12 protein-coding genes are annotated in these 13,751 nt (G+C 70.0%); 10 read left to right on the forward strand and 2 right to left on the reverse strand.

Features of this window, described 5'->3' with window-relative positions; all coding sequences use genetic code 11:
• The first annotated feature begins 60 nt into the window (after positions 1–60).
• The 3 genes from ACXR2U_RS09760 to ACXR2U_RS09770 are packed head-to-tail and all read left to right on the forward strand — an operon-like array spanning position 61 to position 3,152.
• A complete protein-coding gene (locus tag ACXR2U_RS09760) occupies positions 61–1,122 on the forward strand; it encodes an alpha/beta hydrolase (RefSeq protein ID WP_458824784.1) in 1,062 nt (353 codons plus the stop codon).
• A 24-nt stretch (positions 1,123–1,146) separates the two neighbouring features.
• Positions 1,147–1,887: an esterase family protein gene (locus ACXR2U_RS09765; protein ID WP_458824785.1), complete on the forward strand. Its 741-nt coding sequence runs from the start codon at positions 1,147–1,149 to the stop codon at positions 1,885–1,887.
• 17 nt (positions 1,888–1,904) lie between these two features.
• Positions 1,905–3,152 carry an ATP-grasp domain-containing protein gene (locus tag ACXR2U_RS09770; RefSeq protein WP_458824786.1) on the forward strand — a complete coding sequence of 416 codons (1,248 nt, stop codon included), beginning with the start codon at positions 1,905–1,907 and terminating at the stop codon, positions 3,150–3,152.
• Positions 3,153–3,220: 68 nt separating this feature from the next.
• Here the strand turns inward: ACXR2U_RS09770 and ACXR2U_RS09775 are convergent, their stop codons facing one another.
• Both ACXR2U_RS09775 and ACXR2U_RS09780 read right to left on the reverse strand, forming a co-directional pair.
• On the reverse strand, positions 3,221–4,696 hold the full coding sequence (locus ACXR2U_RS09775) for a glutamate--cysteine ligase (protein ID WP_458824787.1): 1,476 nt from the start codon (positions 4,694–4,696) through the stop codon (positions 3,221–3,223).
• 53 nt (positions 4,697–4,749) lie between these two features.
• A complete protein-coding gene (locus tag ACXR2U_RS09780; RefSeq protein WP_458824788.1) occupies positions 4,750–5,085 on the reverse strand; it encodes a GNAT family N-acetyltransferase in 336 nt (111 codons plus the stop codon).
• A gap of 90 nt (positions 5,086–5,175) precedes the next feature.
• Here ACXR2U_RS09780 and ACXR2U_RS09785 point away from each other — a divergent pair, with 90 nt between their 5' ends.
• The 7 genes from ACXR2U_RS09785 to ACXR2U_RS09815 all read left to right on the forward strand — a co-directional run bounded on the left by ACXR2U_RS09785 (position 5,176) and on the right by ACXR2U_RS09815 (position 13,581).
• Entirely contained in the window at positions 5,176–6,582 is a 1,407-nt protein-coding gene (locus tag ACXR2U_RS09785; RefSeq protein ID WP_458824789.1) for a TonB-dependent receptor, read from the forward strand.
• 82 nt (positions 6,583–6,664) lie between these two features.
• Positions 6,665–8,674 (forward strand): SDR family oxidoreductase, encoded by a 2,010-nt coding sequence (locus tag ACXR2U_RS09790; protein ID WP_458824791.1) that lies wholly within the window; start codon positions 6,665–6,667, stop codon positions 8,672–8,674.
• 52 nt (positions 8,675–8,726) lie between these two features.
• Positions 8,727–9,824: a ferredoxin reductase gene (locus tag ACXR2U_RS09795; protein ID WP_458824792.1), complete on the forward strand. Its 1,098-nt coding sequence runs from the start codon at positions 8,727–8,729 to the stop codon at positions 9,822–9,824.
• Positions 9,825–9,855: 31 nt separating this feature from the next.
• Entirely contained in the window at positions 9,856–11,052 is a 1,197-nt protein-coding gene (locus tag ACXR2U_RS09800; protein ID WP_458824794.1) for a fatty acid desaturase family protein, read from the forward strand.
• A 260-nt stretch (positions 11,053–11,312) separates the two neighbouring features.
• Positions 11,313–11,828, forward strand: coding sequence for an OsmC family protein (locus tag ACXR2U_RS09805; protein ID WP_458824795.1), 516 nt, complete (start codon positions 11,313–11,315; stop codon positions 11,826–11,828).
• Positions 11,825–13,114, forward strand: coding sequence for an O-acetylhomoserine aminocarboxypropyltransferase/cysteine synthase family protein (locus ACXR2U_RS09810; protein WP_458824796.1), 1,290 nt, complete (start codon positions 11,825–11,827; stop codon positions 13,112–13,114). Before ACXR2U_RS09805 ends, ACXR2U_RS09810 begins: the two co-directional genes overlap by 4 nt.
• Before the next feature lie 38 nt (positions 13,115–13,152).
• Positions 13,153–13,581, forward strand: a complete 429-nt coding sequence (locus ACXR2U_RS09815) for a CoA-binding protein (protein ID WP_458824803.1) — start codon at positions 13,153–13,155, stop codon at positions 13,579–13,581.
• The last annotated feature ends 170 nt before the right edge of the window (positions 13,582–13,751 follow it).

The raw sequence follows: 13,751 nt of genomic DNA on the forward strand, positions 1-13,751 counted from the left end.
GGCGAAACGCCCGTATGCCGCGTGCAGAATTCGCGCCGGGCATCGTTAGGCTCTCGGGCGATGGCTCCCCGGACCGACGGCGGCCCGCAGGTGGACGCCACCGCGGCGACCTTCCACCTCGCCGACCCGCACCGGCGGCTGCGCGGCGTGCGGCTCGCCCAGGACGTCCGCATCCCCGGTGACCTGCTCGACTTCGCGCACCGGCGCGGGACGTGGACGCTGCGGTGCGAGCGGCCCGAGGTCGACCGTATGGAGTACCTGTTCGAACTCGAGGAGCCGGACGGTGACCGGCACACCGTCCCCGACCCGGCCAACCCGCGCCGCGCGCCCGGTGCGTTCGGCGAGAAGTCGGTCGTCGAGTTCCCCGGGTACACGGCGCCGCGCTGGCTCGACGCGGATGTCCCGGACGGGACGACGACCGACCTCGCCGTGCGGAGCACGGCCCTCGGCACCACGGTGCGGGGAACGCTGTGGAGTCCGGCGGGACTCGCCGACGGCACCGTGGCGCCCCTGGTGGTCGTGCACGACGGCCCGGAGTTCGACGCGCTCGGGCGGTTCCTGGACTGGGCCCGGGCCGCGACCGCGGGCGGCGACACCCCGCCGTTCCGCGTCGCCCTGCTCGCCCCCGGCGACCGCAACCGCTGGTACGCGGTCAACCCGGCGTACGCGCGGGCGTTGACCGGCGAGGTGGTCCCGGCGCTCGCCGAACGGGTGCCGACCTCGCGCCGGATCGGGGTGGGGGCGTCGCTCGGCGCGCTCGCCATGGTCCACGCCCACCGGCTCGCGCCGGGGACCTTCGACGCCCTGTTCCTGCAGTCCGGCAGCTACTTCACCCGTGCACTCGACCCGCAGGAGAGCCGGTTCTCGCGCTACGGGCCGGTCACCCGGTTCGTCGCCGAGATCGAGCAGGCCGTCGCCGACCCGGCCCCGGTTCCGGTGGCGATGACGTGCGGCACGATCGAGGAGAACCTCGCGAACAACCGGTCGATGGCCGCGGCGTTGGCGCGGTTGGACTACGACGTCCGCTTCGCCGAGGTGCGCGACATGCACAACTTCACGGCGTGGCGGGACGCGCTCGATCCCCACCTGACGCGACTGGTGCAGTCGACCACCCGCCGGTGAGCTGGCAGAAGCAGGAGGCAACGGATGCGGCGTGAGCAGGTCGAACTGGGTTCGGACGACGCCCGCGGGACCGTCATCGCCTACGGTCACTTCGGCCGTCCGGTGATCGTGTTCCCGGCCGAGGCCGGGCGCGCGTGGGATCCCGAGGTGCACGGTCTGGTCGACGCGGTCGCGGACCTCGTCGACGCGGGCCGCGTCAAGCTCTACTGCGTCGACTCGTTCGACGCCTGGACGTGGTCCGATCGCGACGTCCCGCTCGAGGAACGCGCGCGCCGGCACGGGGCGTACGAGTCGTGGATCCTCGACCACGTCGTGCCGTGGGCGTCGGGTGGTTCCGGTGGCGCCGCCGAGTTCGTCACCGTCGGGTGCAGCATGGGTGCGTTCCACGCCGCGAACTTCGCGCTCAAGCGCGCGGACCGGTTCCCGCTTGCGCTGTGCCTCTCGGGCAACTACGACCCGTCGACCTGGCACGGCTGGGGCGAACGCGGGGACGCCCTGTACTTCAACAACCCCTTCGACTACGTCGCCGGGATGTCCGGTGACCACCTCGACTGGCTGCGGCAGCAGCTGTCGCTGCTGCTGGTCGTCGGGCAGGGCGCGTTCGAGGTGTCCCCGACCGCCGCGCTGCCGAACACCCGGGCGTTCGCCGCGTTGCTGACGTCGAAGGGGATCCGTCACGAACTCGACGTCTGGGGGTACGACGTCCCCCACGACTGGAGTTCGTGGCAACGTCAACTCGCTCACCACCTGCCGCGGTTCTGCTGAGTTCGGGAAGGGATCCGATGACCGACACCACCCACCTGGTCGGGCTGCTGCTCGGCACCGAGACCGACTGGCCGGCGGCCTTCGAGTCGATCGTGCGGCGCATGGGGCCGGTCGCGTCCGGCGACGGCGGCAGCCACACCTACGACGTCGAACGGGTGACGATCGAGCCGTTCGACCTGCGCTACGAGCCCCGGTACGACCTGGTCATCGACCGCCTGGCCTACTGGTACTACCACCCGCGCGAGTGGCTGAAGAAGGTCGCGCTGATGGACGACGTGTACCTGTTCAACAGCCCGTTCACCTTCCAGAGCATGGAGAAGCACGCGGCCTACTGCGCCATGATGCGGCTCGGGCTCAAGGTCCCCGAGACCGTCCTGGTGCCGTACAAGAACCCGCCCGACCACGCCAAGTACGCCTACACCGCCGCGCAGTACAACCGCTCGTTCGACCTCGACCAGGTCGCCGAGCGGCTCGGCTACCCCATGTTCATGAAGCCCTACGACGGCGGCGCGTGGGTGGGGGTCTCCCACATCCGCAACCGCGAGGAACTGCACGCCGCGTACGACAGTTCCGGCCAGCGGCTCATGCACCTGCAGAAGGCGGTCGACGGCTTCGACGTGTTCGCCCGGTCGCTGTCGATCGGGGCCGAGACCATGGTGATGAACTTCGATCCCGACCAGCCGATGCACGCCCGGTACTCGGTCAGCCACGACTTCCTCACGCCCGAGGTCGGCGACGAGGTCGTCACCATCGGTCGGCTGGTCAACGCCTTCTTCCGGTGGGAGTTCAACTCCTGCGAGACCTTGGTGAAGGGCTCCGAGGTCGCGCCGATCGACTACGCCAACGCCTGCCCCGACGTCGCGCTGACCTCGCTGCACTACTACTTCCCGTGGGCGATGAAGGCGTTGGTCAAGTGGTCGGTGTTCACCACCGCCACCGGCCGTCGTCCCCGCCTGGACCTCGACACCCGCCGCTACTTCGACGTGGCCGACCGCGACGACCTGTCGTACCAGGAGAAGCTCGGGGAGTACCGGCAGCTCGCGGACGACTACTTCGAGGTCGACCGCTACCGCAACTTCTGCGCGTCGCGGCTGGGCAACCTCGACGCCGTGGTGCTCGAGTGGGTGGAGTCGGGGGAGTTCGACGACCTGCTGGTCGACACCGTGAAGGGCACGTTCCCTGCACACGAACACGACCACTTCGTCGCGCACTACCGCGGCCTGCTCGCCGCCTGGGCTGCCGACGAGCGCGCCCGCCTGGGCTGAAACCCGCAAATTCTGTGTACTCCTGCAGCCTCAGGCTGCAGGAGTACACAGAATTCGGTCGTTCGTGGTCAGAGCTCCCAGGTGTGCACGGGCTCGTTGGTGTGCATGTTGTCGCTGTAGCGGCGCACCATCTCGCGTAGCACCTCGCGGCGGTCGAGGTTGCTCTCGGCGTCGATCTGGCGGAAGGTGCGGACCTGCCACTCGGCGCCGTTGACGTGCTGGATGCAGCGTTGCTCGATGATGCCGAGCAGGCGGTCGGAGACCGCGGAGTCGACGCCGTAGCGGGCGAGGCCCTCGTGGGCGATGGGCAACAGCCGACGCAGGACCAGTTCGGTGGCGGGCACCTCGCCGAGGCCCGGCCAGTACAGCTGGGCGTCGATGCCGCGGCGCGCGCCCTCGTAGAAGTTGTCGCTCGCGGTCGCGAACGACATCCGTGACCAGATCGGGCGTTCCTCCTCGACCAGCATCCGCAGCAGGCCGTAGTAGAGCGCGCTGTTGGCGAGGATGTCGACCACCGTGGGCCCGGCCGGCAACACCCGGTTCTCGACCCGCAGGTGGGGCTTGCCGCGGTAGACGTCGTAGATCGGGCGGTTCCAGCGGTAGATCGTGCCGTTGTGCAGGCGCAGCTCCTGCAGGCGAGGCGTGTCGCCGCGGTCGAGGACCTCGACCGGGTCCTCCTCCTCGACGACCGGCAGCAGCGCCGGGAAGTACCGCACGTTCTCCTCGAACTGGTCGAAGATCGAGGTGATCCAGCGTTCGCCGAACCACACCCGCGGGCGCACGCCCTGTTCGCGCAGCTCCTCCGGACGGGTGTCGGTGGCCTGCTCGAACAGCGCGATCCGGGTCTCGCGCCACAGCTCCTTGCCGAACAGGAACGGTGAGTTGGCGCCGACCGCCAGCTGCACGCCGGCGATGCACTGGGCGGCGTTCCAGTTGGCCGCGTACTGCTGCGGGCTCACCTGCAGGTGGAACTGCACGCTGGTGCAGGCGGCTTCGGGGGCGATGGTGTCGGCGTACGTGGACAGCCGCTCCGGACCGTCGATGCTGATGTGCAGGTCCTCACCGCGCGCGGCGAAGATCTGCTCGTTGAGCAGCTTGTACCGCGGGTTCGCGCTGAGTGTTTCCGAGTGCAACTGTTCGTTGGTGAGCGTCGGCAGGATGCCGATCATCACGATGTGGGCGCCGATCGCCTCCGACCGCTTCTCGGCGTCGTTGAGGCTCGCCCGTAGCTGCTCCTCGAGTTGGACCGGGTGGTCACCGCTGAGGGGCCGGGGCTTGACGTTGATCTCGATGTTGAACTGGGCGAGCTCGGTCTGGAAGTCCTCGTTGGCGATCTCCTCGAGGACCTCGGTGTTGCGCATGACCGGGTCCTGGTCCTTGTCGACCAGGTTGAACTCGATCTCCAGGCCGGTCAGGGGCCGCTCGTTGTCGAACCGTGCCTCCTGCAACATCCGGGCGAACACGTCGAGGCACCGGCGGACCTTGGCCCGGTAGCGCTGCCGGTCCTGACGGCTGAACTGCGTCGCCGCGACGTCGTCACCCATGGGACGAGACTAGAGCGGGCCGGAGCACCCCGGGCAACACCCGGCCGTCGGGGTCACGCGGGGGGCAGGCCGTACGCGGCCCGGTCGGCCGCCCCGACGACGTCGAGGTCCTCGGGGTGACGGCCGAGGTAGGCCCGGACGAACGGGCACTGGGGCAGGACCCGGAACCCCCGGGTGCGGGCGTCGTCCAGGGCGGCGGCGATCAACCGGGAGCCCAGCCCGCGTCCCTCGAAGGCCGGGTCGATCCCGGTGTGCACGAACACCCGCGCCGGTGACGCACCCGGAGCGGGGCGGTACACGAGGGTGCCCGCGGGGTGGCCGTCCACGCGGAGCACGTAGTGCCCGCGGTCCGGGTCGTCGGTGACGGTCACGGTGTCGGCGTCGTCCACGGACCCGAGGCTACGACCGGGTGCCGGTGTCCGGCCGGAACCGCTAACGTCCCCCGCGGCCCAGCCGTCCGACACCGCCCGGGAGCGCGCATGGAGATCGTCGGCGACACCCACCAGAAGGCCCTGCGGATCAACCTCGACCCCCGCTGGTACGGGACGATCGCCGAGATCGGGGCGGGCCAGGAGGTCGCCCGGTGGTTCTTCCGGGCGGGCGGCGCGGCCGGCACGGTGGCCAAGACCATCTCGGCGTACGACATGGCGGTCAGCGACGCCGTCTACGGCCACTCCGGCCGCTACGTGTCGATGCAGCGGCTGCAGGCCATGCTCGACCACGAGTTCCAGCTCAACATCGACCGGCTGTCCGAGGACCGCGGCGACAACAACGCGTTCTTCGCCTTCGCCGACACCGTGGTCGCCCGGAGTTTCCGTGGCGGCAACGAGTGCCACGGCTGGATGGGCGTGAAGTTCCAGAGCCGCCCGCGTGACGAGCCGAGCCAGGTCATCGTGCACGTGCGCATGCTCGACAACGAGGCCTCGTTGCAGCAGGAGGCGCTGGGCATCGTCGGCATCAACCTGCTGCACGGGGCCTTCTTCGAGCACCACGAGCCCGACGTCCTCATCGAGCACCTGCTCGACCGGCTCACCACCGGACGCATCGAGATCGACCTCATCGAGTTCCGCGGCATCGAGTTCCGTGCGGTCGACAACCGGCTCATGGCGCTCAAACTCGTCCAACTCGGACTCTCCGGCGCGGCGATGTTCGGACCCGACCGCGAGGTGCTGCAGCCCAGCGAGGTGCTGCGCAAGAAGGCGGTGCTGGTCGAGCGCGGCAGCTTCCGACCGCCGACGGTCGTCAACATCGACATGCTCGACGCCGCGTGCGAGAAGTTCAGCCGGCTGCCGACGGTCGAGGGTCGCGAGATCCTGCGCCTCTGCGAGCTGACCACGGCGAACCTGCTCGACGGCGGGGCGGACGTCGACCGCCGCGACTTCCTCGCCCGGGCCGACCTGCTGGCCGCCTGCGGCATGACCACGCTGATCTCCGACTTCGCCGCCTTCCACCGCCTGGCCGCGTACCTCCAGTGGCGCACCGACGGGCCGATCGGCCTGACCATGGGGCTGCCGAGCCTGGTTGACCTGTTCGACGAGTCCAACTACACCGCCCTGCCCGGCGGCATCCTCGAGAGCTTCGGCCGGATGTTCAAGAACGATCTCAAGCTGTACTGCTACCCGATGCTGCGCGACGGCGAGACCGTCACCGTCGACACCCTGCGCGTCGAGCCGGAGCTGCAGCCGCTCTACGACTACCTGGTCGGACGGGGCAGCTTCGTCGCGCTCGACAACCACCACCCGGAGTTCCTGCCGATCCTGTCGCGCGAGGTCCTGCGCAAGATCCGCGAGGGCGAGGACGGCTGGGAGCCGATGGTGCCGCCCCAGGTCGCGGAGCTGATCGCGAAACGGGCGTTCTGGCGTCAGCACCGTCAGCACGCCGGCTGAGGCTGGCCGGTCGGCGGGCCGGGGTGCGACACTCGCGGTTCCGGGTAAGACTGTCGCGCCCGCCTCACCGTGGAGACGCCCTGTGACGACGTACCTGCTGACCGGCAGCACCGGCCTCATCGGCCGGCACCTGCTGGTGAAGCTGCTCGACGACCCCGACGCGCAGGTCCACGCGCTCGTCCGGTCGGGCTCGGTCGGCCGGCTGGAGACCTCGCTCGCCGACCTGTCGGCGTCGCGGCGCGACCGGGTGCACGTCGTCACCGGTGACCTCGCCGAACCGGACCTCGGGATCTCGAAGACCACGCGCCGCTCGCTGCGGAAGAAGGTCGACCACCTCGTGCACCTGGCCGCGCTCTACGACATGACGGCGAGCGACGAGCGCAACGAGCAGATCAACGTCGAGGGCACCCGCCGGGTCGTCGAGCTCGCCGAGGACCTGGAGGTCGGGACCCTGCACCACGTGTCGTCGGTGGCGGTGGCGGGGGAGGCGCGCGGGACCTTCGCCGAGAAGGACTTCGACAAGGGGCAGCCGCTGCCCTCGCCGTACCACCGCACCAAGTTCGAGTCGGAGAAGATCGTCCGTGGCGCGGCGGTCCCGTGGCGGGTGTACCGCCCGGCGATCGTGCTCGGCGACTCCCGCACCGGCGAGATGGACAAGGTCGACGGGCCCTACTACTTCTTCCCGACCATCGACGCGCTGGCGCGGGTGCCGCACCGGATGCGCACCCCGATCGTCCTGCCGGGGTTGGGCGACTCCAACGTCGTGCCGGTCGACTACGTGGTCGACGCCATGAACGCGCTCATGCACCGGCCCGCGCTCGACGGTCGGGCGTTCCACCTCGTCCACCCGCACCCGCAGTCGTTCGCCTCGGTCTACAACGCGTTCGCGACCCAGGCGGGCGCGCCGACCGTCACGGCGACCCTGCCCGGCACGACCGTGTGGCCCGTGGCGAAGCTCGTGGCGAAGGTCGCCGGGGCGGTCCCGGGCGTCACGCTCGGCTACGACCTCACGATGCAACGGTTGGGCGTGCCGAGCGAGGTCGTCCCGCACATGGTGTTCACCCCGACCTTCGCGTCGGAGGTGACGCGCGCCGAGCTCGACGCCGCGGGTGTGCCACCGCCGCCGGAACTCGACGCGTACGCCGGGCGGTTGTGGAACTACTGGGCGTCCCACCTCGACCCGAACCGGTTCCGCCGCCACGGGCCGCGGGGTGAGCTCGACGGCCGGGTCGTGGCCATCACCGGGGCGTCCTCGGGCATCGGCCGGGCCACGGCGCTCAAGGTCGCCGAGAAGGGCGGCGTGCCCCTGCTGCTCGCCCGCCGGACCGCCGAGTTGGAGGAGGTCCGCGACGAGATCGTCGCGGCGGGCGGCGAGGCGTACGTCTACTCGGTCGACCTCACCGAGCAGGACTCGGTCGACGACGTCGTCAAGCGGATGCTCGCCGAGCACGGCGGCGTCGACATGCTGGTCAACAACGCCGGCCGCTCGATCCGGCGTTCGGTGGCGCTGTCCTACGACCGCTTCCACGACTACGAGCGCACGATGGCGTTGAACTACTTCGCGCCGGTGCGGCTGATCCTCGCGGTGCTGCCGAGCATGCAGCGGCGGCGGTTCGGCCGGATCGTCAACGTCAGCTCCATCGGCGTCCAGACCAACGTCCCGCGGTTCTCGGCTTATGTCGCGAGCAAGGCCGCGCTCGACGCCTTCAGCCGCGTGGTCAGCACCGAGACCATCGGTGACGGTGTCACCTTCAGCGTGGTCCACATGCCGCTGGTCCGCACACCGATGATCGCGCCGACGACGATGTACGACCGCTTCCCGACCATGACCCCCGACGAGGCCGCGGACGTCCTGGTCCACGCACTCGAGCACCACCCGAAGCAGTGGGGGACCAAGCTCGGCACCCTCGGCGCGGTCGCGAACGCCCTCACCCCCAACCTCACGGAGGCCGTCATGCACACGGCGTACCTGGCGTTCCCCGACTCCGCCGCGGCGGGCGGCGAGGACGTCCGCATCGGCGCCAAGGCGCCCGAGGCGCTGAGCCGCGGGGCGGTCCTGCTCGCCCGCCTGCTGCCCGGGGTCCACCTGTGACCGGCGCCGCGCGCCCTCTTGCGGTGTCCGTTACCGTCGGTATCGTTTAGTCGTGGTCGAGAGCGGAGCTACCCCCGAGATCCCGGGGACGGTGCGGCGGGTCCTCGCCGCGGCGCGGGCGCTGACGACCCCCCTGATGCCCGATGCCTACCTCGAGCTGGTCAACCCGTTGTGGAGCACCCGCGAACTGCGCGGCGTCATCACCGAGATCCGGCACGAGACCCACGACACCGCCACCATCGTCATCAAGCCGAGTCGGCCCTGGCCGGGTCACCAGCCGGGGCAGTACCTGCGCGTCGGCGTCGAGATCGACGGCATCCGGCACTGGCGGGCGTTCACCCTGACCTCCGACCCGGGGCACCCGAAGGGCGTCATCGCCGTGACGGTGAAGAAGGTCGACGGCGGGTTGATGTCGACCTACCTGCTCGAGCAGGCCGAACCCGGCGCGATGCTCTACCTCGGCGAGAGCCAGGGCGAGTTCGGGATCGACCGTCGGCCGCAGCGCCCGATCCTGCTGATCAGTGCCGGCAGCGGCGTCACCCCGATGTTCGCGCTGCTGCGCAAGCTCGACCTCGAGGGCTGGCTGGACGACGTCGTCCACGTCTTCGGGGTGCGCACGGAGAACGACGTCATCTTCGCCGACCGCCTCCGCACCCTCGAGCAGGAACACGAGGGCTACACGCTGCACACCTGGTTCAGCTCCGACAAGGGTCGGCTCACCCCCGACGACCTCGCGCAGCTGGTGCCCGACTGGCGCGAGCGCACCACCTACCTGTCCGGTCCGCCGTCGATGATCGACACGTTCAAGCAGCACTGGACCGACGAAGGCCTGGCCGACCGGTTCGAACTCGAACGGTTCCAGCCCCGCGCGGGCGCCGACGTCGAGGCGGGCCAGGGCGGCACGGTGCGGTTCCGTGTCAGCGAGACCGAGGTGGAGTGCGACGGGTCGACCCCGATCCTCGAGGCCGGGGAGAACGCCGGCCTCGTCCTGCAGCACGGGTGCCGCATGGGCATCTGCCACACCTGCGTCGGACGGCTCGCGGAGGGCACCCTGCGCGACCTCGTGACCGGCAAGACGTACGGCCAGGAGGGCGAGATGGTGCGCATCTGCGTCAGCTGCCCCGAGGGCCACGTCGAGATCGACCTGTGATTCCCGTGAACCACCGAGAGGAGTACCGGACATGGTGCTGAGCGCCGGGACCACCAAGATCCCCAAGACGCCCAACCCGATCGACCGTCTGACCGACGAGCAGATCGAGGCGATCGGCAGGGAGTTCCAGGCGATCCACGACGAGATCTTCGCCGATCTCGGTGACCGCGACGCCAAGTACATCCGCAGCATCATCGAGTTCCAGCGTCGGCTGGTCGTGCTCTCACGGATCGTGCTCATGGCCTCGCGGTACAAGCCCGCGTGGGTGCTCGGGACGGCCGGGCTCTCCCTGGCCAAGATCCTCGAGAACATGGAGATCGGCCACAACGTCATGCACGGCCAGTGGGACTGGATGAACGACCCGGCCATCCACTCCTCGACGTGGGACTGGGACACCGCCTCGCCCGCCGCCGCGTGGAAGCACTCGCACAACTACGTGCACCACACGTACACGAACGTCATCGGCAAGGACCACGACGTCGGCTACGAGATCTTCCGCGTCGACCCGCGCCAGAAGTGGGAGCCCGCGTTCCTGCTGCAGCCGGTCACGAACCTCATCCTGATGGCGCTGTTCGAGTGGGGTGTGGCCCTGCACGACCTCGACTTCGAGGCCATCCGCAAGGGCCGCAAGCCCAAGCGTCAGACGTGGGACGAACTCAAGGCCATCGGGGTCAAGGCCCGCCGCCAGATCGTGAAGGACTACATCGCGTTCCCGCTGCTCTCGGGCAGCGAGTGGCGCAAGACGCTCGCCGCCAACGCCGTGGCGAACATCGTCCGCAACGTGTGGTCGAACGCGATCATCTTCTGCGGCCACTTCCCGGACCAGGCCTACACGTTCACCGAGGCCGAGATCGAGAACGAGACCAAGGGCCGCTGGTACCTGCGTCAGCTCTTGGGCGCGGCGAACATCGACGGCTCCTCGACGTTCCACCTGCTCTCGGGCAACCTGTCGTTCCAGGTCGAGCACCACCTGTACCCGGACATGCCGAGCTCGCGGTACCAGGAGATCGCGCCGCGCGTGAAGGACATCTGCGAGCGCTACGGACTGCCCTACAACACCGGGCCGTTCGGCAAGCAGTGGCTCACGGTGCAGCGGACCATCCTCCGTCTCGCGTTCCCCGGTGGGCACGAGCGGCCCAAGGCCGACCCGTACGTCGCGCCGCCCGTCGACGAGCGGGTCGAGGCGCAGAAGGTCGAGATCGCCCCCGGCGTCCCCGCCTTCCCGTAGCCGACGGACGGGCCGGCCCACCCGGCCCGTCCCCGCGCCCACCACACCGCACGTCCCGGCGAGTGGTCACCTCTCCCCTCGAATGGTCAGCAATTCCCGACCACTCGACGGTGGAGGTGACCACTCGCTCTGTGTGTGACGGGGCGGTGAGGGGCGGGGTCGGCGCGGTTCCGTGCTGTGAGGAACCCCCGGACGACGGTGCGATCCCTGGTGATCGGGTAGACAAGGGGGGTCACCTCCTCGACCCGACTGGAGTTCCCGTGCCGCAGACCGATCTCGCCCCCGTCGTCGACGCCCTGCGCGAGGCCGTCACCGCCGACGCCTCGAACGCCGCGGTGGTGTTCCGTGCACACGCCACCGCCACCGACGGCCCGACGAGCGCGCTGCGCGTCAACAAGCACACCTTCGCCCAGGACGAGCCCGGGGGCTTCGGCGGGGACGACGCTGCGCCGGGGCCGGTCGACTACGCACTCGCGGGGCTCGCGTCGTGCCAGATCGTGGTCTACAAGTACTGGGCCGCGAAGCAGAACGTCCAGGTCGACTCACTCAAGGTCGACGTCGAGGGCGACTTCGACTTCCGCACCATGTTCGGGTTCGAGGGTGGCGGCCGTCCGGGCCTGTCCGACGTGCGGGTGAAGGTCACGATCACCGGCCCCGAGTCCGAGGAGACGTACGCCAAGCTGCAGCAGCAGGTCGACGAGCACTGCCCGGTGTTCGACCTGTTCAGCAACGCCACCCCGGTGTCGTCGACGCTCGCCGTATCGTCGGCGGTGTGACCGACCGCAGTTGGGGTTTCCGCACCCGCGCGTTGCACGCCGGCGGAGCGCCGGACCCGACCACCGGCGCCCGGGCGGTGCCGATCTACCAGACCAGCAGCTTCGTCTTCGACGACACCACCGACGCCGCGAACCTCTTCGCCCTGCAGAAGTACGGCTCCATCTACACCCGCATCGGCAACCCGACGGTCGCGGCCCTCGAGGAACGCATGGCGAGCCTCGAGGGTGGCATCGGAGCGGTGGCGACGGCGAGCGGGTTGTCCGCGGAGTTCCTCGTCTTCGCGGCGCTCGCCGGTGCCGGCGACCAGATCGTGGCCGCCGGCAGTCTCTACGGCGGCACGCTCACCCAGCTCGACGTCACCCTGCGGCGGTTCGGGGTCGACACGGTGTTCGTCCGTGGCACCGACCCGGCCGACTACGCCGCGGCGATCACCGACCGCACCCGGTGCGTGTTCGCCGAGGTCGTGGCGAACCCGAGTGGTGAGGTCGCCGACCTCGAGGGTCTGGCCGAGGTCGCGCACGCCGCGGGCATCCCGCTGGTGGTCGACGCCACGACGGTCACGCCGTGGCTGTGCCGGCCGATCGAGTTCGGCGCCGACATTGTGGTGCACAGTGCAACGAAGTTCCTCGGCGGCCACGGCACGACGCTCGGGGGAGTGGTGGTCGAGAGCGGCACCTTCCCGTGGGGGAACGGCAAGCACCCGCGGATGACCGAGCCGGTGCCGTCGTACGGCGGGGTGCAGTGGTGGGGGAACTTCGGCGAGTACGGCTTCCTGACCCAGCTGCGGAGCGAGCAACTGCGCGACGTCGGGCCGGCCCTCTCGCCGCACTCGGCGTTCCTGCTCCTGCAGGGCGTCGAGACGTTGCCGCAGCGGATGGACGCCCACCTCGCGAACACCCACGAGGTCGCCCGGTGGCTCGCGGCCGACGACCGTGTCGGCTGGGTGAACTGGGCCGGCCTGCCCGACCACCCGCACCACGCCCGGGCGCAGCGGTACACCCCGAAGGGCCCCGGCGCGGTGTTCGCCTTCGGTGTGCAGGGTGGACGCGAGGCCGGGACCCGGTTCATCGAGGCGCTCCAGCTGTGCAGCCACCTGGCCAACATCGGTGACGCCCGCACCCTGGTCATCCACCCGGGTAGCACCACCCACCAGCAGCTGACCGACGCCCAGCTCGAGGCGGCCGGTGTGCCGCCGGACCTCGTCCGCATCAGCGTCGGGCTGGAGGACGTCGAGGACATCCTCTGGGATCTCGACCAGGCGCTCACGGCGGCGGTGAAGGCGTGACCTGGACCCAGCCGAGCGCCACCGACCGGCAGGCACTGATGCGCCACTCCCACACCGTCGCGATGGTCGGGGCGTCGAACAACCCCGCGCGGGCCTCGTACTTCGTGGCGACCTACCTGCTGTCGTCGTCGGACTTCGAGGTCTGGTTCGTCAACCCCGGTGCCACCGAGATCCTGGGCCGGCCGGTCTACCCGTCGCTGGCCGAGCTGCCCGGGACACCCGACATCGTCGACGTGTTCCGCAAGCCGGCGGACCTGCCGCAGGTGCTCGACGAGGCGGTGGCGGTCGGCGCGAAGGCCCTGTGGTTGCAGCTGGGCCTGCGTGACCAGGCCGTGGCCGACCGCGGCGTCGAGGCCGGCCTCGACGTCGTCATGGACCGGTGTCTGAAGATCGAGCACGCCCGCTTCCACGGCGGCCTGCACCTGGCCGGGTTCGACACCGGCGTCATCTCCTCGCGTCGCCGCTGATCCCGTCGCCGCCACCCCTGGTGAGTGGTCACCTCTCCCCCTGAGTGGGCGGAAATTGTGGCTCTTGTGACGCATCTGTGGGTGGGTTCGGGGTGGTGAGATAGCAACACGCCGTTCTCTGTCTAGGTTTCTGGCTTGTCGAAGGTCAGCAACCATGAACGGAGAACGGC

It is taken from the genome of Jatrophihabitans sp. YIM 134969 (assembly GCF_054456675.1).